Source organism: Micromonospora sp. NPDC003944 (assembly GCF_053605225.1).
The window spans coordinates 25,671-50,554 of record NZ_JBSGIV010000006.1 but is presented as its reverse complement, the minus strand read 5'-3'; the positions used below and the strand labels follow the sequence as shown (position 1 = coordinate 50,554).

The window sequence follows — 24,884 nt, the reverse complement described above, 5'->3', positions numbered from 1 at the left end:
GGTCACTCGAGGACGGGGGTCTGCACCAGACGTAGGGTACGCCTGCGGTCGATGTACTGAGCCCGACCGACCGGCAGCGTGCGGGGGCGCACCCCACCGAGGAAGGATCCCTCCTCGCGCGGGCAGGAGAAGAGGACCGCCGCGTTGCCCAGCTCCCAGGTGCGCCGGACGACCTGGTCCATCATGGCGCGGGAGGCGCCCGCCGTCCGTCGTGCCACGATCAGGTGCAGCCCGATGTCCGCGCCGTGCGGAAGCAACGGTAGGAGATGCTGGAGGGGTTTCTCGGCCTCGGCCAGCTCGAAGTCGTCGACGAGGACGAAGATCCGTCCCCCGGTCCACCAGTCCCGCGACGGCAGCCGACTCGGGATGATGTCCGGGCCCGGCACCCGGTCCTTGAGCAGCCCGGCCGCCTCCTGAAGGGCCGTGGAGAGTGAGCCCCCGCTGACTGAGTAGCCGATCTGGTGGTCCTGCGGCACCGCGTCGTACAACTCGCGGCCGAAGTCACCGAAGATGATCCGCGCCTGGTCGGCGGGGTGGTGCGCGGCGATCGAGCGGGCCAGGTGGCGCAGCAGCGTCGTCTTGCCGGTCTCGGCGTCGCCGAAGATCAACAGGTGCGGGTTGGTGTCGAAGTCGTGCCACAACGGTTCCAGCTTGACGTCGTCGAGGCCGAGGGCGAGTTGGACGTCGGCGCTCGGCCGGGCCGCGGTCGGTGCGGGCAGCGCGGTGGCGGGCAGCCGGTTCGGCAGGAGCCGGACCTCCGGCGCGCGCGGCAGTGTGCCGGCGGCGACCGCGTCGACCAGGTCGGCGACCCCGTCGGCCAGGTCCTCGGTGCCGCTGTCGCCGTCGACGCGGGGCAGCGCGCCGAGGAAGTGCAGGCGCTCGGGCACGATGCCGCGTCCGGGGATGGCCGGCACCGTGGCCGCGAACTTGCTGTTGATCTCGGAGTCGACGGGGTCACCGAGGCGCAGCTCGAACCGGGTGCCGAGGACGTCACGCAGCCAGGGCCGCATCTCCGCCCAGCGACGTGCGGCGACGACGAGGTGCACGCCGAAGCCCAGGCCGCGGGCGGCGATGTCGGTGAGCCGCGGCTCCAACTCGTCGAAGTCCTGGCGTACGGAGAACCAGCCGTCCACGACGAGGAACACGTCGCCGTACGGGTCCTGGTCGCGCAGGCCACCGGCGGCGCGGATCCGGCGGTAGCTCGCCATCGAGTCGATGTTGTGCCTGCTGAACAGGTTCTCCCGGGCGGCAAGCACGTTCGACAGCTCCAGCACGGTCCGGGTGACGCGGTCCCGGTCGAGCCGGTTCGCCACCGAGCCGACGTGCGGCAAACCGGCGAGCGAGGCGAGGCTGCCGCCGCCGAAGTCGAGGCAGTAGAACTGCACGTCGTCCGGGCCGTGGGTGAGCGCGAGCGCGCACACCAGCGTCCGCAGCAGGGTGCTCTTGCCGCTCTGCGGCCCACCCACCACACCGACGTTGCCGCGCCCGCCGGACAGGTCGGCGACGAGCAGCTCACGACGTTGCTGGGCGGGCAGGTCGAGCAGCCCGACCGGGACGGTGAGCGGTTGGTAACCACCGATCGGGCACAGGCCCCGAGCCGGGTCCTCGGTGAGGGGTGGCAGCAGCCGGTCCAGGGTGGCCGGTTCCCGCAGCGGCGGCAACCACACCTGGTGCGCGGCGGGGCCGAGACCCTGCAGACGCTGGAGCAGCACCTCGGCGAGCATCGGCGGCTTCTCGCCGTCCACGTCGTCGGGGACGTCCGGGGGCGGCGCGACCGGCTCGACGTGACCGGTGCCGAAGGGGACCAGGCCGGTCTGCGCGGCGCCCCGCCGGGTCCGCCCAGTCCGCCGGTACGGGCCGGAGGAGTAGGCGGCCTTGAACCGGGTCAGGGTCTGGATGTCCGAGCGCAGGAATCCGTTGCCCGGCACGTTAGGCAGCTCGTACGCGTCGGCGACGCCTAGCACGCTGCGGCTCTCCATGGCGGAGAAGGTGCGCAACCCGATCCGGTACGACAGGTGCGACTCGATCTGGTGGATGCGTCCCTCGTCGAGCCGTTGGCTGGCCAGCAGCAGGTGCACGCCGAGAGAACGCCCGAGCCGGCCGATCATCGCGAAGACCTCGATGAACTGCGGCTTGCTCGTCAACATCTCGCTGAACTCGTCGACCACGATGAGCAGGGCCGGCATCGGTTCCAGCGGGGCGCCCTCGGCGCGTGCCCGTTCGTAGTCGCGCCGGGAGGCGTGGTTGCCGGTGGCCCTCAGGTGTTCCTGGCGGCGGACCAGTTCGCCGGTGAGCGCGTCGCGCATCCGGTCGACGAGTTCCAGCTCGTCGGCCAGGTTGGTGATCACCGCCGCGGTGTGGGGTAGCCGGTCGAAGCCGAGGAACGCGGCGCCGCCCTTGAAGTCGACGAGGACGAGGTTGAGCTCGGCCGAGGTGTGCCGGGTGGCGAGCGCGAGCACGAGCGTCCGCAGCAGCTCGCTCTTGCCGGAGCCGGTCGCGCCGATCAGCACGCCGTGCGGGCCCATGCCGTTCTCGGCCGACTCCTTGAGGTCGAGTTCGATCGGGGCGCCGGAGGTGGAGATGCCGATCGGGACGCGCAGCCGCTGCGCGGCCGGTCGGTTCGCCCGGTAGGCGTCCGGGTCGAAGGTGTGCAGGTCGGTGATCCCGAGCAGGCCGGCCAGGTCGTAGTCGGTGGCCAGCGGTTCCTCGGTGTCGACGGCCTGGCCGATGCGGTAGCGGGAGATGCTGCGGGCCAGGGCGTCCACCATCGGCAGGCCGAGGGTGTCCGGGCGGCACAGCCGGTCGTGGGACGGCTTGCCGAGGTGGTCGAAGGTGACCAGGTGCAGGTCCTCCGGGGTCACCTCGGCGACCAGGGTCTGCGCTCGGGCCTGCACGTCGAGGGCGCCGGCGGTGTCCAGGACGACCGTGTTGCGGTAGCCCTCCACCGCGAGCCGGTGCTCGGCGTGGATCGTCGGCCCGTCGAGCACGATGACGGTGAACGGTTCGGACGCGGTGATCGGGGTGTCCGGCTCGAACGCCGGGCGGTCGGCGACGCCGAGCCTGGCGAGCAGCGCGTCGAGCCCGGGCAGGTCCGCGGCGACGAGGCGGCGGGCGCCGGCACCGTCGGGCTCGTCGTCGTGTTGCGCGTGCGGCAGCCACTTCAGCCAGTCCCACTCCCGCTGCTGGCCGGGTGCGGCCAGGCACACGACGACCAGGTCACCGGGGGCGTGCGCGACGGCGAGTTGGGCGAGCACCGCGCGGGCGAGGCCGCGCGCGGCGACCGGGTCGCCGGTGAGTTGGACGCGGGCGAACCCCCGCAGGTAGACGGCGACCGGCGCGTCGCGCAGGGTCGAGTAGGCGCGGATGAAGCGGCGCAACGCGTGCGCGGCCATCGGCTCCAGCTCCTCGACAGGTTTGCTCTGCGGCGCGACGAGTGCTGTCGTCGACTTCCGGACGCCGACTCCGACGCGCACCTCGCCGAAGTCCTCGTGCGCGGTGCGGCGTTCCCACAGTCGGCGGCTCAGCGCGTGCGACCAGAGCGCCCGGGGGTCGGGGTGCTGCCAGCGTGCCGCACGGTACTGGTCGATCAGCGCGGTGCGGGCCCGCCGGCGGATCTGGGTGAGGTAGCGGTGGTAGTCGCGGCGGTCACCGTGCATGCGTTCCTTGTGCTCGCTCGCCGACCGGAAGAACGGCACGACGACACCGGCGACCACCGACACCGCCATCAGACCCATACCGATGTACGCGAGCACGCCGGCGTCGCGCCGGACGAAGACGAGCATCATCGCCATCGACCCGAGGCCCATCGGTATGTAGAGCCAGATCTGCCCCATCCCACCCGCGGCCGGCTCCGGCACCGGTGGTGGGGGCTGGAGTTCGATCTCTCCCGGCGGCGCCACCGGACCGGCGGTGCGTGGGCGGCGGACGAAAGGCGTGGTGCCCACCCGCGTACTCCCGTCGTTCGTGGAGGTTTCCCCCCGACCTGGGGCCGGCCCCGCGTCGACGGGACCGGTGGTATGCCGCCGCCACTAGCGTGGCGGCCCTGATCTGGCGAGATCTGGTCGGCGTTCCGCGACAGGAGGGAATCGGGTTCGAACGATGGACGAACTGGTTCAGCATCGCACGGCAGCGCCGGTAAGGCTACGTTTTGTCCTGAAAGATGCGGTTGCTGACATGGCGGTGCCGGTCGAGACACCGCTCATCGACGTCCTCCCCGTGGTCCTGTCCACCCTCGACCCACAGGCCGGCGACCACGGCGCCGGCCACGACGGCTGGGTCCTGCAACGGCTCGGCGAGGCGCCGCTCGACGAGGAGCGCACCCCTGCCGACCTCGACCTGCTCGACGGCGACACCGTGCACGTACGGCCACGGGCCGGCGCGCTCCCTCCGATCGGCTACGACGACCTCATCGACGGGCTCGCCGAGCAGGTCGAACGGCACCAGGGCACCTGGACGCCGGGCCGGCTGAGGGCGATGCTGCTGGCGTTCGGCGGGCTGGCCGTCCTGACCGGGTTGCCGGTGCTGGCGCTGGGCGGGCCGCCGGCGTACCGGGCGCTCGCCGCCGCGACGGCGGCGCTGCTGCTCGTCGGCGCGGCGGGCCTGGCCAGCCGGGCCGCGACCGACCCCGTGGCGGGCACCCTGCTGGCCGGCTGCGCCGCCGCGTACGCCGCAGCGGCCGGGTGGACGGCAACCCAGTGGGCGGCGCCCGGCACCTCCTGGACGGTCACCGTCTCGGCGGTCTGTCTCTGCGCACTCGCCGCGGCCTGCGCCGGCTTCGCCGCGGTCGCCGACGGCGCGCTGCTGTTCACCGGCGCGATCACCGCCCTGCTGCTGACCGGCACCCCAGCCGTGGTCGCCGCCGCCGGCGGGTACGACACCCAGCGCGTCGCCGGGACCACACTTGTCGTCACGCTGATCGTGATGATGGCGCTGCCGCTGCTGGCGTTCCGCCTCGGCGGGCTGCTGCTGCCGATGATGCCGCGCCGGCCGGAGCAGCTCTCCGACGACATCGACCCCATCCCGTACCGGTTGGTGGTGGAGCGCGGCAACGCCGCCGTCGGGCACCAGTCCGCGCTGCTGATCGGGGTCGGGGCGGCGCAGTTGCCGCTGGCCACCCTCCTGGTGCTGCCCGGCGGCACCTGGCCACGGGTCCTCGGCCTGGTCACGGCCGCGCTGCTCCTGCTGCGCGCGCGCCACCTGACCAGCGCCGTCCAGCGCTGGACGGTGCTGGCTCCGGCGACGGCTCTCGTCGTCCTGGTGCTGCTGGGCTGGGGCGGCGAGCAACAGTTCTACCTGCGTGTGGTGGCGCTGCCGCTGCTCGCCACGATCGGCCTGGCTTTCCTCGCTGCGAGCACGGTCCTGCCCGGGCGGCGGCTCCGGCCGTACTGGGCGCGGGCCGCCGACATCCTCGAACTTGTCGTCGCCCTGGCGGTCCTGCCGGTGCTCGGCGCCGTGCTCGGCGTTTATGCCGCGATCCGGGCCTGGGCCGGCTGAGGTGCGCTCGCGGAGGGACCAGGTCCAGGCGTACCTGTTCGAGGCCGGGCGGCTGATCGGTGCGTTGATGAAGGGCCGCCCGGAGGGCGACGACCCGCCGCACCGGCGGTTCACCATCGGGACGGCCGTGGGACTGCTGCTCACCGTGCTCATCGCGGCCGGCTTCGGCATCTACGGGCTGCTCCGCCCCGGTGGCAGCGACAAGTGGCGCAAGCCCGGCTCGATCATCGTCGTGAAGGAGACCGGGGCGCGGTACCTGCTGCTCGGCGGCGAGCTGCGGCCGGTGCTCAACTACGCGTCGGCGGCGCTGATCCTGCAGAGCGCCGCCCCGGTGCAGTCGGTGTCGCGCAACTCGCTCACCGGGGTGCCGATCGGTGCGCCGGTGGGGATCCCGGACGCGCCGGACGCGGTGCCGACCGGCAAACAGCTCTACCGGGGCGCGTGGACGGTGTGCACCCGGCGCCCCCTGGACCGCACCAGGGCGGAGCGCACCACCCTGGTCCTCGACGACGTGCCGGGCCGGGACCCGGGCGCGCTCCTGGTCTCCACGCCGGACAACGGGCTGCACCTGGTGTGGCAGAGCCGTCGGTATCGCCTCGCCGGTGACCAGACCCGGGTCGCGCTGGGTTACGGCGGCGTGCCCCCGGTACGGGTCACCGAGGCGTGGCTCAACCCGATCGACTCCGGGCGTGACCTGGTCGTACCGGTGATCACCGGGCGCGGGCAGGCCGGGCCGGTGGTCGGTGGCATCCCGTCGGTGGTCGGGCAGATCTTCGAGGTGGCGAACCCGGCGCTCGCCACGCGTGAGCTGTACCTGGCCCGGACGGACGGGTTCGCGCCGGTCAGCCGTACGGTCGGCGCGCTGCTGCTCGGTGACCCCGCCAGCCGGCGCTCCTACCCCGGTTCGGCCCCTCGCCCGATCCCGGTGGACGCCGACGCGATGCAGGCCGCGCCCATGCTCGGCGGCGGTGAGTACGTCACCGGCTTCCCCGCGGAGCCCCCGCCACTCGTCAACGACCTGGGCGGGGCCGTGCCCTGCGTACGGCACAGCGTCGCCTCCGGCAGCGTGCGGTCCGAGACGCTCGCGGTCGCCGACGCCGCGCTCGACCGGGCCGTCGCGGTGCCCGCCGACCCGAGGGCGGCCGGGCTGGCGGACGAGGTGGTCCTGCGCACCGGCAGTGGGTTGCTGCTGCGCGACCGCCCAGCGCCCGGCGCGGTGCCCACCGGCGTCTACCTGGTGTCCGAGTTCGGGGTCAAGTTTCCGCTACCTGACGACACGGCGACCGACTCGCTCGGCTACGCCGGGGTATCGCCCACGGACGTGCCCCGGGAGTTCCTCGCCATGTTGCCCAGTGGGCCGGCGCTCGACCGGGACGCCGCGCTCACCGGTCGGACCTGGGGCCGCTGATGCGCCCACCGTCCGCCCCGGCCGGCCCCGCCCCGGCCGAAGCGTGGACCAGGACGTCGACCTCGTCCGGCGTGATCGTGGTGCGCGCCCGCTGCTGCGGGGTGAGCCGGGCGACGAGACCGGACAGCACCGACCGGACCTCGGGTGGCGGTGGTTCACCCGGCAGACCGACCTGGATGGTGAGCCGGGTGCCATCGGTCGGGCGGTGGCGTGGGTCGTCCCGGTCCGCGCGCAGGTGCGGTCGGCGGACCCACAGCCCCCATGCGGTCGGCTCCACTGTCCACCCGTCGGCGAGCCGGTAGGCATCGCCGTCCCTGGGCAACCCCGCGACGACCGCCGGCGGCGTCACCGGAGCTGGCGGCCGGCCCGGCACGCACCTCAGCCGGGTCACCGGAGGAGTCCACCAACCCCCACCGTCGGGGTCCACCGCGGCGGACACCAGGCGTTGTTCGTCGTCCAGGGTGGGCAGACCCGTCGCCACCTCCACCGGCCTCCCCCACCGCCCGGCGAGATCGCTGGCGAGGTCCACCACCAGCGACAGCGGTACGCCGTACGGCGTCAGCAGCACCGACGGGTCGAGCGCGTCCACGACGGTACGGACCGCCCGCGGGTCCGGCGGATCGAGGCCGGGACGGCCGATCACCATCACGGCCCGCTCGCTGTCCGCCGGGATGGCGTACACCGGGTCGTCGGAGGAGACCGGCGTCCGGTCCGTGGTCTGCCGGTACACCCACAGCCCGGCCGGAACCGACCGCGCCCGCAGAGCGCCCCCGGTGTGCCGAGCGACCGTGTCGATCTCCGGTTCCCAGTGCGGGCGGGGGTGGCGCAGACCGGCCGGCGTCGACGGCCCGGAACCGGTGGACCGCCGCCAGCCCGCGTCCGCGTACAGGGAGCCACCGGGTACGAGCAGCACCGGCCCGTCCGGGGCGTACACGTCGGCCTGCACCTGTCGGGACAGGGCGGCGGCCGGGGACGCGTCGAGGTCCGGCGTGGCGCCCGGCCCGAGGGCGGTACCGGCGCCGGAGATGGCCAGCCGGACCGCTGTGCCGGGCTGGACCAGCGCCGGTAGTGCCTCGGTGATCGCCGCCCAGTCCTCCGGACCGGCGACCTCGCCGACGACGGTGACCACGCCGGGTGCGCTGGGCAACCGGGCGGCCGCGACGGCGACGACGCCGCCCGGGTCCGGGCCGACCACTGCCACACCGTCGGCCAGCCAGCGCAGGGCACCGGGGGATTGTCGACGCGGCCCGGGTTGGGTGGCTGCGGGAGGTGCCATCAGGGGTGGGCCGCCGGTGGATTGGTCAACTGGGACTGGTCGGGCGTCATGCAGACGACGACCTCGAACCGGCGTGACGCACGCCGCGAGGGGAGGGCATCCCGCGATCGTAAGCGTTCGATGTTTCTTGTGGGGAATCGGCGACTGAGAGTTTGTTGAATGGCTAATCGGTCGGGGCCGGCGTCGTGGTGCGGCGGACCGTCGCGGCGACGACGAGCGCGCCGTCCGCAGCCGTCACGCTGAATCGCTCCAGCCGGTCCATCGGCACCGGGCACGCGCCGGTGAGGTCCTGGGTCTGCCCCGTTCCGGTCAGCCCGGCGATGTCGTAGCTGTTGCCGGCGACGTCGGTGACGTAGAAACGGTAGTTGCGACCCGCTTCCAGGCCGGACACGGTGGCCCGCACGGCAGCGTCACCACCGTTTGGCGACACCGTCACCGACAGGACGGCGCCGCTGGCGCTTCCTCCGGAGTCCGCGACCAGCGCGACCGGCGGCGGCGACTCATTCAGGAGGGACTGGCCGAGCACGCCGCCGATGGCCAGCAGGACGACAAGCACCAGGCCGCCCGCGGCCAACAGTGGCTTGCGGCGTAACTGCCGGCCGGAGCGCGACCCGGGACGGGCCGGGCCGGACGGCCGGGACGCCGGGCGTCGCTCCGCGTCGGCACGCGACGGCGGGGCGGACCCCGTCACCGGACGCGCGCCCCCGCGCATGGCCGTCGCGGCGATCGGCACGCCGAAGTCGGCGACGAGTTCCCGCCGGTCCCCCTCCCCGAGGACGGCGAGCGCGAGCACGGCGTCGCCGAGGACCTGGCTCTCCTGCAGACAGTCGGCACAGTGGGCGAGGTGCTCCTCCACCTCCCACTGCTCGCTGCCCGAGATCCGGCCGGCGACGTAGAGCGCGATCTTTCCGCGCAGCTCCGGCTCGTCACATCCGATGTCGCCCACTGGGCATCAAATCCTCATGTCCCTGGTCGCCCCCCGTCCACACATCCCCCTGCCACCTGGAGAACGAGTGCGACGGTGCGCCGGTTCAGCAGTGGAAGATTTCATCGTCCACCGCTCGGTGCCGAGGTTTCCGGCTCGGACGCGGCGGTGGGCTCGGCGGCGACGGGTTGCTCGCCGGGGCCGTCGGGGCGGCGGCGGGTGGAGCGGCGCAGCCGGATCACCAGCAACGCGCCGGCCACCAGGGCGGCCACCATGGTGAGCAGGACGGCGATCTGCGCCACCGTGCCGGTGCCGGCCACCCCGCCGCTGGTGCCGGCCGACTCCGGCGGCACCGACTCGGTCTCGTCCGGCAGGTCCTCGACGACCGCGGCCTCCGGGTCGATCATGCCGTGCCCGTAGGGACTGCCGGGCGGCGCTCCACCCATCTCGTCAGCGGTCAGCACGATCCGACGGGCGACCTGGACCGCCGACAGCCGCGGATGCGCGGCCCGCACCAGCGCCGCCTCTCCGGCGACGAGCGCCACCGCGTACCGGGTGCCGCTGCCGACGAACCCGGTGGTGCCGGTGATGCCGAGGCTGGAGACGTTGACGCCGGGCGCGACGACGTCCACGGTGTCGGTCGCGTACTCCTCGGCCGCCTTGCCGTCCGCGCTCACCCCGCCGACAAGCAGCAGGTACTCCGGCAGCAGGTCGGCCGCTCCGGCGTTCCTGGCACCGGCGGGGGCGCCCGCGATCACCACGATGTCGCGGGACAGCGCCTGCTCGATCGCCCGTCGCACGTTCTCGTCGGTGACCGTGACGTGGTCGCCCAGGGCGATCACGGTGGCGCCGGCGGAGGCGGCCACCTCGATGGCGGCGGCCTGGTCGGCCGGGCCCACCGGCTTGCCGTCGGTGGCGATCCGGATGGGCAGTACGACCGCGTCGGGCGCGACACCGGCGAAGCCACCACCCGTCGGTGCGCTCGCGGCGATCAGGCCGGCCATCGCGGTGCCGGTGCCGAGGCAGTCGGTGTCGCCGCGCCGGCCACCGGTGACCATGTCCGCGCCCTGCGCGACCCGGCCGGCCAACTGCGGCAGCCGCCCGTCGACTCCGGAGTCGACGACTGCCACCAACTGCCCGGCGCCCCTGGTCCGGGGCCACACCCGGTCGGCGGCCAGTCGGGTGGTGGCCCAGGTGGAGCGGTCGCTCGCGACCGTGGCGGCGACGCATGCGCCGCCCGGCCGGGACGTCGGCAGCGGGTCGGGCCCCGAGGGTGGAGCTCCCGGTCCGGTGGGGGTGGACGGGGGCACCGCGGTAGCCGACGGGTCTCCTGGCCGGGTCGGCAGCACGCCGTACTGCACGCCGGGTCCCACGGCGTCCCAGGGCAGCACGACGTACCACCCCGGAGTCAGCTTGTCCGCATCGGTGAGCGCCTTGCCGTCCGGCTGTCGACGTCCACTGTTGAGGTTGAACAGCTCGTCGGCCCGCCCGGCGTCACCCAGGTAGCGCCCGGCGATGTCGGTGAGGGTCTGCCCCTGGCCCGAGCTGCTCGCCGTGACCGTGGCGTACAGCACGTACTCGTCGACCGCGGCCGAGGCCGGGGCGGCCGGTGCCAGCACGGCGAGCAGCGCGACCACCAGGGCGGCCACCGCCCACCGGCGCGTCGATCGGACCGTCACCACGGCCTCCTAGCGCGCGAAGTCACGTTTCACCAGTTCCTCGTGCAGCGCCCGGAGCGCGTAGAACGTCCGGGACTTCACCGTCCCCTCGGGAACGGACAGGTTTCGGGCGGCCTCGGCGACCGAACTCTCCCGGAAGTAGATCTCGATCAGAGCGCTGCGTAGCCGCTCCGGCAGCGACGCGACAGCCTCCCGGACGGTCCGCGCGTTCAGCAGCCTGTCGACCTCGTCCTCGGCCACCTCGCGGTCGGCGACGCGCTCGTCGAGCACCTCGGTCGTCCGCCCCTGCGCCGACCGCATGTGGTCGATGGCGATGCGCCGGGCGACGGTCATCAACCAGCCCCGGCTCCACTGCCCGTCGGCCGTGCGCGCCTCCGGATGGTTCCACGCGCGGACGAGTGTCTCCTGGAGGATGTCCTCGGCCAGCGCCCGGTTGCCCAGCAACATGCGCGACAGGTAATTGAGCACGACCGGGCCATGAGTCCGGTACGCGACGCCGAGCGCCTCGTCGTTCGCCGGAGGGCGCGCCAACTCGCCGGACGCCGCCTGCGCGGTGACCTGATCCACGGAAACCATAACGATGCCGCCGAATGCCGGGTTCACGGACGGCGACACCCTACTGAAGGACGACTGGTCCACTGGGGACCGGGACCTGCGTAAACCCTCCTCGACACCAGGATGTGGCATAGGTCACAGTGGCACCGATGGGTCGCGGACGACCCTCGCCGTCGCCACCGTCCCGCCACCCGCCTGCGAGACGCTCAGGTAGGCCAGGTCATCCACCGGCATACCCGCCGTCCCTGACCAGCGGACCTGACCGACACCACCGGTCAGCTCGCCGAGCAGGCTGAGCCTGTCGTCCACCGTGGTCGCGTAGACCTGGTAGGAGGAACCCTGGACCAGGCCACCGACGGTCAGCTCCACGCCCAGGCCGCCCCTCTCGCCTCGAACGACCGCGCGCAGGTCGAGCCCGGCCGCGTCGCTGGATGCGGCGGTCGCCACGATCGGGCCCGGCGGGTTCGCCTGGGATGCCCGGTAGAGGGCTGTGGTACCGGCGGCCACCGCCAGGGCGAGCAGGGCCGACGAGACGGTGAGCCCAGGTGACCAGCGGCGCGGGCGGCGGTGCGAGTGCGGACCGACGGAGAGCGGGCCGGTGGCGGGGCGCGGTGGCAGGTGGGTGAGCGACGCCTGGCGCGACCTGAGGACGACCGGGGACAGCGCCGGCCGGGCCGGAGCGGGTGGCTGGCCCGGTCGCGCCGTCTGCGCCGCCGGGAGCGCCGCGATGGCGAGCGGGTACGACGACACCCGCGGCGCGGCGCCCGGCACACCGAACTGCTGTGCCGGCGGGCGGAGCAGGAGTGGGGCGACGGCGGTCGAGGCGGGGGCGGGCAGCTCGCGCAGCAGGGTGCCCGGCGCGGACCGCAGCACGTCGAGCAGGTCGACGACCTGGGCGATGTCGTCGCGTTCGGACCGGCAGGACGGGCAGTCGGCCAGGTGGCGGGCCACCTCCGAGCGTTCGGTGTCGCTCACCCGGCCAATGGTCAGCAGACCCACCCTGGCCCGCATGATGGCGTCCTCGCAGTGCATCTCAGTCACCCCGGCCCGGCACGTCGTCGGCGTCCCAGCCGGCGTCGCCACCGACCGGCCAGCTCACCCGCAGCGCGCCGCCGATCAGGGTGAGGATGCCGGCGCTGCCGAGCAGACCGTCCACGGCGATGGCGCACTCGTGCGAGGGCCGCAGCGCGGCCTGCTCGGTGCTCGGGGCGGCCGCGGTGAGCGGCTCCACCATCCGCCGCAGGGTGGCCAACTGGTCGGCCAGACCCGCCGCCAGCTCACCGATGGCGGGGCCCGGATCGGCTTCGTAGGGTGTGCCGGTCATCGTCGCTCACCCGCAGCCGACTCCAGGTCGCGCGTCGACGCCGTGGCGGACGCGCGGAGATCGGCGATGATGTCGTTCAGCGCGTCGTCGAGCATCCGGGCGTAGATGTCGAATCCGACGAGCAACGCCTGGAACCGTAGGGGGGACATCCGCAGTCGCTCGGGGTCGAGCCGTCCAAGCTGGACTCGCAGCCGGTCGACCTGTTCACCGATCTCCACGACGGCGGCACGGCATCGGTCGGCAACATTGCCCTCGCCGGACGAATACGGTGTAATTCCGCTCATAATGCCTCCACAATCAGGAGCTCACCATGGAAACGGACGGCAGGGCTCGGCTGTTCACGATCCGAGCCACGGATCGCGGGAACACTTCGGCGGTCCTGGCCGGGGTGGTGGTCGCGGTGCTCCTGATCCTGGGTCCGGCCTCCCGCTCCCAGGCGTACGCGGCGCCGGCGCCCTCGGCCGCCCCGGACAAGTTCTACGTGGTCGGTGCGCCTGTCGACGGCCAGCGCGAGTTTCTCTTCGCCATCGCCGCCCAGACCCTCGGTGACGGCAAGCGCTACCGCGAGATCTTCGACCTCAACCGGGGCCGTCCACAGCCCGACGGTCAGGTCATGAACGACCCGACAGTCGTCGAACCCGGCTGGATCCTGCTCCTACCGGACGACGCGCGGGGCCCTGGTGTCCGTACCGGCCCGCTGCCGTCCGTGCCGCCGCCGACCGGCCTCCCGTCCGCTGCCACCCCGGCCGCACCCGTCGAGGCCGAGCCGGAGGCCGACGAGGGTGGCGTGTCCCCGAGTCTGCTCGCCACGGTGGCCGGTCTGCTGCTGGCCGCGTTGGCCGTGCCGCTCCTGCTGCGCCGCAGTCGGCGCGTCCCGGCGTCGGCCGATCCGTCCCCCGATCCCGTCCCGACATCGCACCAGCCCGAGACCCGGACGGACACCGCCGCCACTCTCACCCCACCCACCGCGACCGGCACCGTCAAGCTGCCGCTCGTGCGCGGGCTGCCCCGACCTGACCCGGACCCCGAGCCGTCGGTCACCACCCGCCCCTCGGCCGCGCCGGTGGCCTCCACGTCCCCCATCTCCAAGCCACGGGGCTCCACCTCCCCGACCATCGCGTCGCCGTCCCTCGCGGGTCCGGCCACCCCACCGTCCAGCCCGGCCCGGCTCACCTCGGCCGGCCCACCCGACCCTCCGCCGCGATCACCCGCCGCTCCCCCGCCCGTCGACACCATCGACACGACGTCCACCGACCCTCGGCCCAACGGCACGCCGCCGGCCGGCACTCCGGCGAACAACACCAGCGACGGGCCGCCGGCCACGACTCAGGCCGACGCCACAAGCGGTGGGCCAGGGGTCGCTGCGCCGGCCTCGACTCCCGTCGCGTCCAAGCCGGTCCGTCAGCCTCCGACCGGGCCAGCCCTCCAGCCACCGCCGACGCCGCCACCGGCCACGCCGCCACCGGCTACGCCGCCGTCGCCCGCGCCACAACCCGCCGCGCCGCAGCCGCCCGCGCCGCGACCCGGCATGCGGCCCGAGCCCACCGCACCGCAATCCGGTGTACGCCCCGAGCCCGCCCCGACGCGACCCGCGCCGCCGCCGTACTCCGCGACGCCGCTCGCCTCCCCGCAACCGGTCGGTCCACCACCTGCCGCCGCGCCGCTGCCCGTCACGCCGCTGGCGCCGAGCACCGCGCCGAAACTCGTGTCCGCGCCACTCGCGTCGGCCCGGCCCACGCCGGTTCCCGCGCCCCGGCCGGCGGCGGACGACCTCCCGCCCTCCACCGCCCGGCTGGTCCCGGTCGAGTCGCCGGAGTCGCCCACCGAACCCGCGCCGGGCGATGACCGGGACCCCACCGACGCGTCAGCGGGAACGCCCGCGCCGGTGGTCACCGGGCTGCGGCGGGCCATCGCGCTGCCCGCCGGCGACCTGCAACGCGTCGCCGGCATCGGCTCGCTTGCGGCGACGGCACCGGGCTGGTTCCCTCCCCTGGTCACCGAGTTGGACTCCGACGCGACGCCGACGACCGTACGGCTGGTCGGCGCGCGGCCGGCGCGCTGGGGGTCGGCGTACGGGTGGCTGGAGGAGGGCTGGCGTCCGCCACCGTCGAGCATCCCGGTGGTGCTCGGCGAGCACGACGGCCGGCGCCTCTGGGTCGACCTGGCCGCCGCCCCCGACGTCCTCGCCCTCGGCGGTGACGAGGATGCCTGTCGACGGCTGGGCGTACGGCTGCTCGACCAGCTCGGCCCGACGGTGGACGTCGTCGTGGTCGCCGACGCCCTCGGCGCGCAGTCGCTGCCGCAGCGGTGCCGTCGCCTGGGTTCCGTGGGAGAGTTGGCGGGGCTGGAGCCGGCAGCGTTGCGGGTGGTCTTCTGCCCGGGAGCCTCGGCGGGCCTTCTGTGGCGGGAGCGCCGACTGCTCGGCTCGTCCGGGCAGCGCACCGTTCCGGTGCTTGTCGGCGAGGCGCCGCCGGCTCGATGGTCGGTACGCGCGATGGCAGAAGGGCCGGCGAGTTGATGCGACAGCCCCGTACCCCGGAGTCTCCGGCGGACGTGCTGACCCGGGACGTGGACGACCGTCCCTCGCCGGTTCCCGGCCTCGCCGACCTGGTCCTGGTCCGCTGCGACGAGGGCGGGCTGGCCCGGCCGGACGATCCGGGTGCGGCGCTCACCGTCGACGCCCTGGCCGATCTCGCCCGCGCCGCCGGTGCCGGGGAGCAGGACCTGCGGGTGCTGATGGACGACGGTGCCCGGCAGGAGGCGCTGTTCGGCCGGCTCGCCGACGCGCTGGGACGCGACGTGCTGGTGACCCCGGCGGGGGCGACGGTGCAGCCGACGCCGGCGGCCGGGGGTCGAACCGAGGCCGTGCCGGTGAACCGGGCGAGCGGCGCGGTGGTCGACTGGGTGCTGGTCCAGCCGGCGGCGCTGCGTACCGGGCTGCCGGGCTGGTACGACCTGGCGGGTGGCCTGGTCCTGCACCGCGGCGGCCTGGTCACCCTGCCGCTGCTCGACGGTCTGGAGTTCGCCGACCGCGAGGGCTACGTGGTGCGGCGGGCGGCGGCGGCCCGGCTGGCCGCCGCGCACCCGGATCTGGTCACCGTGGCGCTCGCCACCCGTGGTGGAGGCTTCGTGCTCTCCACCTACCGGGGGCGCAGCGGCGTGCACGGCGCCGACGAGGTCGCCGCGGCGCTGTCCTCGATTCCGCTCTACGGTGGTGACCTGCGGCTGTGGCTGCGCTGGCCGCTGGACCCGGCGGAGCAGCGGTTGCTGGACGCCCAGGTGCGCGCGCTGGCCGAGGCGACCGGCGCGACGGTGTGGACGCCACCTGTCGGCGCGGAGGCGGTGCTGCTGCGCGGCTGCCAGGACCTGGCCGCGCGGGAGCGGTCGGGCCAGGCGGTGCCGTGGCGGCCGGTCCGTCCCCCGCACGCGTCCGGTACGTCGGTCTTCGACACCGACCTGGACGGGCGGCTCACCCCGGCGGACGGTGTCACCATCGCCTCGGCCGGCGAGGTCGCGCTGATGAGCGTGTCGCAGCGGCGCGAGGCGACGATGCGGGACCGCTACCGGGAGCTGACCGCCGAACCGGGCAGCACCCTCGTCGACCTGACGATCCTTGAGGACGGGCGGCTGGGGCTGCGGCACGGCGACGGCAGTGTGCTGGCCGCGGGCACCGCACAGCTGCGCAGGCTGCTGGAGATGTCCGGCTGGCGCGGTGGTGACCTGATACTGCTCACCCCGGTGCCGTCGGAGCGGGTCGACGGCCTGCACGAGCACCTGCGGGTGCTCGAGGACGAGTTGGGTGTCCAGGTGTGGACGCTCGCGCCCGGCGCCGTGGTGTCCGTCCAGGATGGTCTGCCGCGTGCGGTGGACGAGCAGCGGCTTCCGGCGCGCTGGCAGCGGGCGGCGGGGGCGGGCGCCGACCCGGAGGGGAGCCGCTGGCGCAACGAGGACGGCTGGCTCGTTCCGCTGCGGCAGCCGGCCACCGGGCCGTCGCTCGACGCCGCCGTGGTGGCGGAGCCGGCGGCGATGGCCCCGGAGACCACCGGGCCGCTGCCGCCGCCAAGCCCGCGCCCGCCGCTGACGGTGTCCGCCCGGGGCAGCCGACCGCACGGCGTCCGGTGGCTGACCGAGCGGCCGGAGGTCAACGCGGCACCGGTACGACTGTGGCTGTCGTCGCCGTGGCCGGCGCAGCGGGTCGCGGTCGAGGGGGTGCCGTCGGCGAATCTCTATCTGGTCGGCCACCTCGCCGGCGGCCCGTTGGCGCGCAACGCGCCGCAGCGGCACCTGCTGTGCCTGCGGGTGGAGGCGGGCGGCGCGGTGGACCTGGGCCGGGTGGGCGCGGATCTGCCCGCGGACCTGCGCCATCAGGCCACCGAGGGCACGTTCCTGCTACCGGCGGGCTGGCTGGACCTGGCTCGTCTCCAGGTGGGCTACCGGGTGGACGAGACCGGGCAGCCGCGCGATCCGGTCGAGTTGCCCGCGCACCCGCTGACGCTGCGCTGCAAGGGCGCCCGGCACGGCGCTGACGGCCTGCCGAACGAGGTGGTGTTCGCGCCGCGTGGCGGACGGCTGTGGGCGGTGGTGCCGGACCGGCCGGACACCACGGGTCCGGCCGCCGACCTGCTGGTGCTGCTGGCCCGGCGACCCGCCGTCCGGGACGGTCACCGGCTGGTCCGGCTCCAGGTCGCCGCGAACCGCGCGGTGGACGTGCCGGCCAGCGCGGCCGTGCTGGCCGGGCTGACGTCGGTGCGGTCGCGGTTGCCCGAGCTGGTCGCGGACGGGGTGACGATGCTGCTGCCCAGCCGTTACTACGACCGGACGATCGTGGACCGGGTACTGCACGCCGAGAACGGCCGGTGGCGGCACCGGGCCAAGGGCATCGCGTTGCCGCTGTCCAGCCTCATCGCGCCGGACCGGCGCTGACGGCGGAGACGTCGGCGTCGAACGTCCCGGCCAGCACCGCGGTGGCCAGCTCGACCCGGGACCGGTAACCGCTGCGGGCGAACAGCCGGCTCAGTCGACCCTCCACGCTCTTCTCGCTGTTCTGCGTCGCGGCGGCCAGCTCCCGGTTGGACAGTCCGTCGGCGACGAGCACGGCGAGCAGCCGGTCGCCTTCGGCGACGGTCTCCGCTCGGCCGGCGACCGGGGCACCGTGTTCCCGGGCGAGTTGCCGGAGCCGTGACCTGTGCAACAGCGCCCCGAGGCCGTCGAGGATGGCGTACGCCTCGGCGAGCGCCACCGGGTCCTGCCCCGCCCAGCGCACCGCGCGTTCCAGGGTGCGCGCCAGCTCGTACGGCTGGCCGAGGGTCCGCGCCCGCTCCACCGCCTCGGCGGCCGCGGCCACGTCCCGGTCGACGATCATGCGGACGACAGCGGCCGGTAACGCGGGCAGCACCGCCGCACGCGCGGCCCGCTCGGTGGCGGTGTCCTCCTGTTCGACTGCCAGCTCGGCGGCGAGCACCCACAGCTCCGCGGGGGCGGACACCTCGAGCGCGGCGTGCACCGTCCGGGCGGCCGCTCGGGGGTCACCGAGGGCGCGGTGCAGGTCGGCGCGGGCCGGCGCGAGCACGTGCCACGGTTGGTCGGCGGCGTCCAGCACCGCTCGGGCGCGGTTCGGTCGGCCCTGTGCCAGCAGCACCTGGGCGGCGACGCCGGCGACCGGCGGGCCGGTCCCGGCCTGTCCGGCGGCCTCGGCGAGGACGGCCCCGTCGAGGGCCGCCGTCCACCGGCCGGCCCGGAAGTCGAGGTGGCAGCGGTCGGGCAGGGGCAGCCGTACCGATGCCGGGTCCTCGTCCCGGACGCGGGCCCGGGCCGCCCACCTCCGCTCGCTGTCGCGGACCTCGGCGTCCCTCCGCAGTGTGGTTCCGGTGCGCAGGGCCTCGACCTCGGCGTGCTGGGCCGGGGTGAGGTCGTCGGCGTGGGCGGTCAGCAGGGTGTACAGGACCGGGGTCACCTCGTCGCGGAGACCTCGGCGCAGCGCGGCCGCTGCCTCGCACAGGGCGGCCTCCACGTGGTCGGTCGCCGAACCGCTGAGGTCGGCCGCGGCGGCCCACCAGCGGGCCGCGTCGGCCGGTGAACGCCCCGCCTCAGCGCTCGCGGCCTCCCGTAGCCGCGTGACCGCCAACTCCGGGTCGACCGACCCGCCGGCCTCGACGAGACGCTCGGGGAGGTAGTGCGGGTCGGGCACCGCGGACGGGGTACCGCGCAGCGCCTCGACCGCGACCCGGGCGATCCGGCGCCGTTCGTACGGGCCGTGGCCGGCGGCGAGGCCGAGTGCCAGGGCCGGCGAGGTGACGACCCAGCAGTTCGACCGGGAGCGGACCACCCCTTCGGTACGCGCCACGGCGAGCTGCCGTCGTACCTGCTCGCCGCTCAGGTCGAGGGCCCGCGCGATGAGTGCGGGCGCAGCCGGGCCGAACGGTTGCAGCACGGCGAGGGCTCGCGCCACCGCGCGCGCCGGCCGGTCGAGCCGGTGCACCGGCCGCAGGAGTTGGTGGCCCGACGGGATGACCGGGACGGCGGTCGGGTCGCGCAGCCCGGCGCGACCGTCGGCGACCACGAGGTGCCCGGCGGCCCGGTAGCCGGTGACGACCGCGTCGATCGCGGCGGGAACACCGACGGCGTACCGGCGTACCGCGCTGGTCAGGTCCTCGTGCGGCGTGGCGCGCAGCAGCCGGGCGACGAACGCGTCGGTGTCGTCGGCCCGCCGGGGACGCAGCGGGACGACGCGGGCACGGAGACCGGGCCGCAGGCGCTGGACCGGTGGGCCGACCCCGGTCCGGACGGCGACCAGGCAGCGGATGGACGAGCCCGCCGGGTCGGCCAGGACGTCCTGGATCACCTGGACCGACTCGGTGTCGGCCCACTGGGCGTCGTCGAGGACGAGCAGGAGCCCGGCCCGGCGGCGCAGCAGGCCGCCGAGTGCTGCGGCCGGTGTCGCGACGGCCCGGCCGGGCGCGCCGGTCGGGCCGAGCGCGGCGAGGACGCGCCCGGCCAGGTACCACGGCTCGCCGCGATCCTCCGGCGCCAACCGCAGCGCCAGCACGGGTGTGCCCTGCCGGGCGGCGACGTCCGCGGCGGCCCGCAGCGCGTGGCTGCGGCCGATACCCGCCGCCCCGGTGACCACTGTGAGCCCCGGCCCGCCGAGCAGGTCGGCACCCGTCATGCGTCCGCGCTGAAGTCGGCGGCGGTGAGCAGGCGCATGTCCGCGTCTGTCAGTCGGTCGGACGCGGCGAGCCGGGACGCCTGCCGGTCGGCCATCCGCTCGAAGACCTTGCGGGCGGTACGGCCGTTGCCGAACGTGCCGGTCTTGGGAATGACCTCGAAGTACTCCAGCAGCAGCGCGGTCGCCTCCTCGTCCAGGTGGTAGTCGTGCCGGCGGCACTGCTCCCCGACGATCGTCACCAGCTCGGCGGCGCTGTAGCTGAGGAACTCGATGGTCCGGCTGAACCGCGACTCGAGGCCCGGGTTGGTGTCCAGGAAACGCTGCATCTCGGCGGAGTAGCCGGCGGCGATGACCACGATGTCGTCCCGGTGGTCCTCCATCAGCTTGACCAGGGTGTCGATCGCCTCCCGGCCGAAGTCGGGGCCGGTGCCGCCCCGGCCGGTGCTGAGGGTGTACGCCTCGTCGATGAACAGCACACCGCCGAGGGCCCTGTTGAACGCCTCGGTGGTCTTGATCGCGGTGCCGCCGATGATCTGCGCGACGAGGTCGGCACGGGCCACCTCGACGAGGTGCCCGGACCGCAGCACGCGCAGGTCGGCGAGGATCGCGCCGTACAGCCGGGCGACAGTGGTCTTGCCGGTGCCGGGCGGGCCGGCGAAGACGAGGTGCCGGGCCATCGGCGGCGCGCTGAGGCCGGCCTCCTTACGGCGCTGCGACATCTTGTTGAGGTTGATCAGCGACGACACCTCGTGCTTGACGCTGGCCAGCCCGACCAGGTCGTGCAGTTCGGTGAGCGGGTCACCGGCACGGCGGATCTCGGCGCGGTCCGGTGGCGGGGCGTCGACGTGGGCGTACGCGGTGCCGGCGGCGGTCGTCCCGTACGCGTCCGGGGCGGCGTTGCGGACGCTTGTCAGCGCGTCGACGGTCAGCTCGCCGGGCACCAGCTGACGCAGCCCGGACCCGCGGTTGTCGCGTACCGCGCAGTCGGTCAGGCGGACCGGCTCGGCGGTGGCGATGGTGACGCCGTTGCCGGCGTTGCCGTCGAACTCCGAATCCGCGAGCGCGCCGGTGCCGCCGGGGGCCACCACGCACCCGTCGGCCCGGCTCTCGCGCACCCGGCAGTTGGTGAGCGACAGCTCGGACCCGGCGCCCGCCTCGACCCCGGGGCCGCCGGATCCGGCGATGTCGACGTCGGTGCAGGTCAAGAGGGCGTGCGTGACCTGGAGGCCGGTGGCGGCGGCCCCGCGCAGGCTGAGCCCGGTGACGGTGGCGCGGGCCGCGTCGTCGACGGCGAGCCCGTGGCCGCCCGGTCGGTCCAGCGTGGTGTTCTCCAGCGTGCCGCGTGCGCCACCGGTGACCACGATCGCCGTGCCGGCGCAGCCGGACACCTGGAGGCGGCGGAAGAACGGGTCTGCGCCGCCCTCGATCCGCACCGCCACGTCCGTGCCGCCGTCCACCTCCAGCTCACTGAACTCCGGTGTGGAGCGTTCGTCGACGCTCACCGCGGCGGCGCCCGCCCCGACGACCGCACACCGCTCGACGACACCGGCTGCCTGCCCGACGAAGCGCAGGCCGTGCCGGCCCGGTGAGCGCACCGCCACCCGGGTCAGCCGGGGCGCGCACCGACTGCTGACGAACACGCCGTCGTGCCCGTTCCCGGCGATGGTGCTGTCCGCCACGGACACCGCCCCGCTGGTGGCCAGGTACGCTCCGATGCCGTCGCCGCCGGTCACGGTCAGCCGGCGGATCACCGCGGCGGCCTGCTGTTCCACCGCGAGGGCCGGCTTGGCCGCGCCGATGATCTCGCAGTCCTCCAGGTCGATGGAGGCGCGCCCGTTGAGGCACACGCCGTTGCCACCGGCGCCGTGCACGGTGCTGGCCCGCATCCGCAGGACGCCGCTCTCGCCGACCACCACGCCCGAGGTGCCGAGTTGCACGAGGCGGCAGTCGTCGAGAACGCTGCCGGTCGCGGCGGTGACCACCACCCCGGCACCTGTCTGGTTGGTGACGCGGCTGCCCCGCATGGTGAGGGCGGCGCGGCCGAGGACGAAGACGGCCGCCCACGAGCCCGCGGTCAGCTCGCACTCGGTCACCGCGAGCTGACCGGCCTCGAAGGCCACGGCCGGGCTGTCCGCGTCGAGTGCCTCGATGGTCAACGCGTTGAGAGCCGCGGACTCGGCGGTCAGCACGACCGCCGGCCCACTGGCGGCGGTGATCTTGACGGTGCCCGGGCCCTCCTCGGCGGTCACGGTCACCACCTTGTCCAGCACCAGGTTCTCCGGGTAGTGCCCCGGCGTCACGATGACGAGCGCGCCGGGCTCCGCCCGCTGCAACGCCTCGCGGATGCTGCGGCAGGCCCCCGCGGCGGTCCGGGAGACGAGGATCCTCTTGCTGTTCACGCCGGGTGGTACCTCCATCGTCAGCCGCTCAGGACACCGCACCGAGAACGTCCGTGCCGACGGTCGCCGCGGCCAACTCCACCCGGGAACGCAGGCCGGTGCGGGCGAACAGTCGGGTCAGGTGGTTCTCGATGGTCTTCTCGCTCAGCCGTAGCCGGGCGGCGATCTGCCGGTTGGTGCGTCCGCCGCGCAGCAGCTCGATGATCTGCACCTCGACCTCGCTGAAGGCGGGTCGGGCACCGCGCGCCTGCGGTGGCGCCATCCCCCGCTGGCGCAGGGCCGTGGAGACCGCCGACCGGGCCGCGGACGCGCCGAGCGTCCGGGCCACCGCGTACGCCTCCAGCAGCCACGTCCCGGCGTCGTCGGCGGTACGCCCCAGCGCCAGGGTGGCGTGCCACAGGTCGAGGCGGTGACCGCGTACCCGGACGTGGCCGACGCTCTGCGCGGCGGCCGTCGGGTCCCCGTCGGTGAGTGCCTGGATCAGGCCTGTCGCCTCGGTGCTGAGCTGTGGGCCGTCGACCGCGTGCAGGGCCCGCAGTCGATCGCCGGCCGTGTCGACACCGAACCGGGCCCCGAGGTCGGCGACCCGGACCAGCAGTTGCTCGACCCCGATCGGGCTGCCGTACGCCCGGTGGTCGTCGTAGGCGCTCAAGCCGGCGGCGATCCGCGTGGCCGCGTCCGGCGCGTCGCGGGGCTCGAAGCCGGGGCCCGTCGTGATCCACCAGCGCAGGGCGGCGTACGGAGGCTCGGCCGGCACCGACCGTACCCACTCGGCGGCGGCCTCGGTCTGCCCGCGCAGCGCCAGCGCCTCCGCCGCCCAGAGCCGGGCCAGCCGCGGTACGAACCGGTCCGGCGGCGCGGCGAGATTCGCCTCCCGGGCGGCCGACAGCACGCCGGTGAGGTCACCGCGACAGCGGTGCTCGTGCAGCCGGTGGTACGCGGCGGCCGCACCGTCGATCGGTGGGCCGTACCGGGCGTCGCCGAGCACCAGGCGCAGCACCTCGACCACGTCGCCGAGGCCCCCGGCGCGCAGCAGCGGGTCGGCCGCCGGGCCGCCGGTGAGCGTCTGCCGGAGGGCGGCGACGTCCTGCGCCCCGAGCAGCGAGGCGGTCGGCTCGGCGGTCGGGAGGGGAGCGCGGGCCGGCCAGGCTTCCCCGAACGCCACCATCGCGTCCGGGCCGGCGAGCGCGGTGCGCACCCGCTGCGGCAGCGGGTCGCCGGTGTGCAGGGCGGCGAGCAGGGCGGCGGCGGCCAGGTCGGCGCGGTCCGCCGCCGGAACGCCACGGGCGACGATGCGGTCCACCTCGGTGGCGAGCCTGGCGAACTGACCCGTGCGGACCAGCAGCCGCAGCAACCGTGCCTGGATGTCGCCGGCCGTGTCCCCGCCGCCGCTGTGGCGCAGCGCGGCGCTCAGCCAGTGTGCCGCGCGGTCCGGCTCCCGCTCGGCCGCGCGCACGGCGGTGGACAACAACGTGACAGCGGTACGCCGATCCGGCGGCACCGCGGCACCGGCCGACGTGACGTGGTCGGCGAGCCGGAGCCGGTCCCCGGCCTCGCCCGCGCCCGTGCGGCGCAGCAGGGCGGCGGCACACGCCCGGTGCAGTCGGGCCACCGCCTGCGGCCCGGCGTCGCGGACGAGGCGGGCGGCGAGCGCCTGGCTCTGCGGCCGGATGCCGCCCTGCCGGTCGGCGACAAGCACCCCGGCGCACACCAACTCGTCCAGGATGGCGCCGTACCCGTCCGGGTCGCCGAGCGTCGCGGTCGCGAACAGCGGCAGGTCGGCCAGGCCGAACCGGGCCACCGACGCCATCGTGGCCAGGCGGACGGCGTCGGCGCCGTACGCGTGCAGGCGGGCGGTCAGCGGGTGCCCGGGCGGCAACGGAATCGCCTCGTACGGGTCGCGCAGGCACAGGTGCCCACCGGCCACGGTCAGCCGGTCGTCCTGACGCAGCGCCTCGACGGTCGCCACGACCGTCGCCGGGTGCCCGGCCAGCGGGCCGAGCGCCTCCCCCAGCGCGGTGACGAGCGTGTCGTCGACGGGTGTGCCGTGGCGGCGGCTGAGCAGGTCCCGTACCGCCGGGGCGGGAAGTGGCGGCACATCGACGACCACCTCGGCCACCGCGTCGAGGCGATCGGCGGCTGGTGCGTCCGGTTCGGTGGCGGCGACGACCAGGACGCCGGGCCGGGTGGCGGCGTCGAGCGCGAGCGCGCGTCCCGGCGCAGCGCCGGCCCCGTCGGCGACCAGGACGGCCCGGCCGTGGCGGCCGATCTGGTGGAAGAGGGTCGCGGCCTCGCGGACCAGCGCGGCGGTCCGGCCCGGCGACAGGTCTCCGGGCGACGCGCACAGCGCGCCGAGGGCGGCCACCGGGGCGGCCAGGGCGGGCGTGCCCAGCAGTTCGTAGTGTCGCCGGACGGTGTGCAGCAGCGCCTCGAAGCCGCCCTCGGGGCTCTCTCCCGGCTCGGCCGGCGGCAGCCAGAGCACCACCACGCCCTCCTCCCGCCAGGCATCGGCGGCGGCCCGCAACAGCGCTGTCCGCCCGCTGCCGGCGACGCCACGGACCAGCGCGAACCGTCCGCTGCCCGTGGTGTCCCGACCGGCGGTGGCCAGGGCGTCGAGTTCCACCTGCCGGCCCACGACCGGATGCCGTCCCTGCATGGTC

General features: G+C 75.0%; 15 protein-coding genes. 4 read left to right on the top strand and 11 right to left on the bottom strand.

Annotated features, from left to right (window positions below):
• Nucleotides 1-2 precede the first annotated feature (2 nt).
• Nucleotides 3-3,944, bottom strand: a complete 3,942-nt coding sequence (gene eccCa, locus ACWER9_RS04495; protein WP_452300451.1) for a type VII secretion protein EccCa — start codon at nucleotides 3,942-3,944, stop codon at nucleotides 3-5.
• A gap of 154 nt (nucleotides 3,945-4,098) precedes the next feature.
• On the opposite strand from eccCa, the gene eccD reads away from it, so the two are divergent.
• Entirely contained in the window at nucleotides 4,099-5,493 is a 1,395-nt protein-coding gene (gene eccD / locus ACWER9_RS04490; RefSeq protein WP_452300450.1) for a type VII secretion integral membrane protein EccD, read from the top strand.
• Between the two features lies 1 nt (nucleotide 5,494).
• Complete coding sequence (gene eccB / locus ACWER9_RS04485; RefSeq protein WP_452300449.1) at nucleotides 5,495-6,901, top strand: type VII secretion protein EccB; 1,407 nt, start codon at nucleotides 5,495-5,497, stop codon at nucleotides 6,899-6,901.
• Here eccB and ACWER9_RS04480 read toward each other — a convergent pair.
• From ACWER9_RS04480 to ACWER9_RS04450, 7 genes are all read right to left on the bottom strand, one after another.
• On the bottom strand, nucleotides 6,876-8,177 hold the full coding sequence (locus ACWER9_RS04480; protein WP_452300448.1) for a hypothetical protein: 1,302 nt from the start codon (nucleotides 8,175-8,177) through the stop codon (nucleotides 6,876-6,878). The genes eccB and ACWER9_RS04480 overlap by 26 nt on opposite strands.
• Nucleotides 8,178-8,340: 163 nt before the next feature.
• Nucleotides 8,341-9,123, bottom strand: coding sequence for a zf-HC2 domain-containing protein (locus tag ACWER9_RS04475; RefSeq protein ID WP_452300447.1), 783 nt, complete (start codon nucleotides 9,121-9,123; stop codon nucleotides 8,341-8,343).
• 101 nt (nucleotides 9,124-9,224) lie between these two features.
• Entirely contained in the window at nucleotides 9,225-10,781 is a 1,557-nt protein-coding gene (locus ACWER9_RS04470) for a S8 family serine peptidase (RefSeq protein WP_452300446.1), read from the bottom strand.
• Between the two features lie 9 nt (nucleotides 10,782-10,790).
• Nucleotides 10,791-11,348: a sigma-70 family RNA polymerase sigma factor gene (locus tag ACWER9_RS04465; protein ID WP_452300445.1), complete on the bottom strand. Its 558-nt coding sequence runs from the start codon at nucleotides 11,346-11,348 to the stop codon at nucleotides 10,791-10,793.
• 123 nt (nucleotides 11,349-11,471) lie between these two features.
• Nucleotides 11,472-12,368: an anti-sigma factor family protein gene (locus ACWER9_RS04460; RefSeq protein ID WP_452300444.1), complete on the bottom strand. Its 897-nt coding sequence runs from the start codon at nucleotides 12,366-12,368 to the stop codon at nucleotides 11,472-11,474.
• Nucleotide 12,369: 1 nt separating this feature from the next.
• Nucleotides 12,370-12,660 carry a hypothetical protein gene (locus ACWER9_RS04455; RefSeq protein ID WP_452300443.1) on the bottom strand — a complete coding sequence of 97 codons (291 nt, stop codon included), beginning with the start codon at nucleotides 12,658-12,660 and terminating at the stop codon, nucleotides 12,370-12,372.
• Nucleotides 12,657-12,944: a hypothetical protein gene (locus ACWER9_RS04450; protein WP_452300442.1), complete on the bottom strand. Its 288-nt coding sequence runs from the start codon at nucleotides 12,942-12,944 to the stop codon at nucleotides 12,657-12,659. Before ACWER9_RS04450 ends, ACWER9_RS04455 begins: the two co-directional genes overlap by 4 nt.
• A 26-nt stretch (nucleotides 12,945-12,970) precedes the next feature.
• Between ACWER9_RS04450 and ACWER9_RS04445 the strand changes: the two genes are divergently transcribed.
• Both ACWER9_RS04445 and ACWER9_RS04440 read left to right on the top strand, forming a co-directional pair.
• Nucleotides 12,971-15,178 (top strand): hypothetical protein, encoded by a 2,208-nt coding sequence (locus tag ACWER9_RS04445; protein WP_452300441.1) that lies wholly within the window; start codon nucleotides 12,971-12,973, stop codon nucleotides 15,176-15,178.
• On the top strand, nucleotides 15,178-17,583 hold the full coding sequence (locus ACWER9_RS04440; RefSeq protein WP_452300440.1) for a hypothetical protein: 2,406 nt from the start codon (nucleotides 15,178-15,180) through the stop codon (nucleotides 17,581-17,583). The genes ACWER9_RS04445 and ACWER9_RS04440 overlap by 1 nt, the downstream gene beginning before the upstream one ends.
• Here ACWER9_RS04440 and ACWER9_RS04435 read toward each other — a convergent pair.
• Genes ACWER9_RS04435 through ACWER9_RS04425 form a run of 3 tightly spaced genes read right to left on the bottom strand, consistent with a single transcriptional unit; the run spans nucleotide 17,561 to nucleotide 24,880 of the window.
• Complete coding sequence (locus ACWER9_RS04435; RefSeq protein WP_452300439.1) at nucleotides 17,561-19,825, bottom strand: hypothetical protein; 2,265 nt, start codon at nucleotides 19,823-19,825, stop codon at nucleotides 17,561-17,563. The genes ACWER9_RS04440 and ACWER9_RS04435 overlap by 23 nt on opposite strands.
• Nucleotides 19,822-22,224 (bottom strand): right-handed parallel beta-helix repeat-containing protein, encoded by a 2,403-nt coding sequence (locus tag ACWER9_RS04430; protein WP_452300438.1) that lies wholly within the window; start codon nucleotides 22,222-22,224, stop codon nucleotides 19,822-19,824. The genes ACWER9_RS04435 and ACWER9_RS04430 overlap by 4 nt, the downstream gene beginning before the upstream one ends.
• A 28-nt stretch (nucleotides 22,225-22,252) precedes the next feature.
• Nucleotides 22,253-24,880, bottom strand: coding sequence for a LuxR C-terminal-related transcriptional regulator (locus tag ACWER9_RS04425; RefSeq protein WP_452300437.1), 2,628 nt, complete (start codon nucleotides 24,878-24,880; stop codon nucleotides 22,253-22,255).
• Nucleotides 24,881-24,884: the final 4 nt, after the last annotated feature.

Bases quoted from the DNA above. Each gene is read 5' to 3' on its own strand.
- eccD (WP_452300450.1), top strand. From the start codon at position 4,099: ATGGACGAACTGGTTCAGCATCGCACGGCAGCGCCGGTAAGGCTACGT.
- ACWER9_RS04480 (WP_452300448.1), bottom strand. From the start codon at position 8,177: ATGGCACCTCCCGCAGCCACCCAACCCGGGCCGCGTCGACAATCCCCC.
- ACWER9_RS04460 (WP_452300444.1), bottom strand. From the start codon at position 12,368: ATGCACTGCGAGGACGCCATCATGCGGGCCAGGGTGGGTCTGCTGACC.
- ACWER9_RS04455 (WP_452300443.1), bottom strand. From the start codon at position 12,660: ATGACCGGCACACCCTACGAAGCCGATCCGGGCCCCGCCATCGGTGAG.
- ACWER9_RS04450 (WP_452300442.1), bottom strand. From the start codon at position 12,944: ATGAGCGGAATTACACCGTATTCGTCCGGCGAGGGCAATGTTGCCGAC.
- ACWER9_RS04445 (WP_452300441.1), top strand. From the start codon at position 12,971: ATGGAAACGGACGGCAGGGCTCGGCTGTTCACGATCCGAGCCACGGAT.
- ACWER9_RS04440 (WP_452300440.1), top strand. From the start codon at position 15,178: ATGCGACAGCCCCGTACCCCGGAGTCTCCGGCGGACGTGCTGACCCGG.
- ACWER9_RS04435 (WP_452300439.1), bottom strand. From the start codon at position 19,825: ATGACGGGTGCCGACCTGCTCGGCGGGCCGGGGCTCACAGTGGTCACC.
- ACWER9_RS04425 (WP_452300437.1), bottom strand. From the start codon at position 24,880: ATGCAGGGACGGCATCCGGTCGTGGGCCGGCAGGTGGAACTCGACGCC.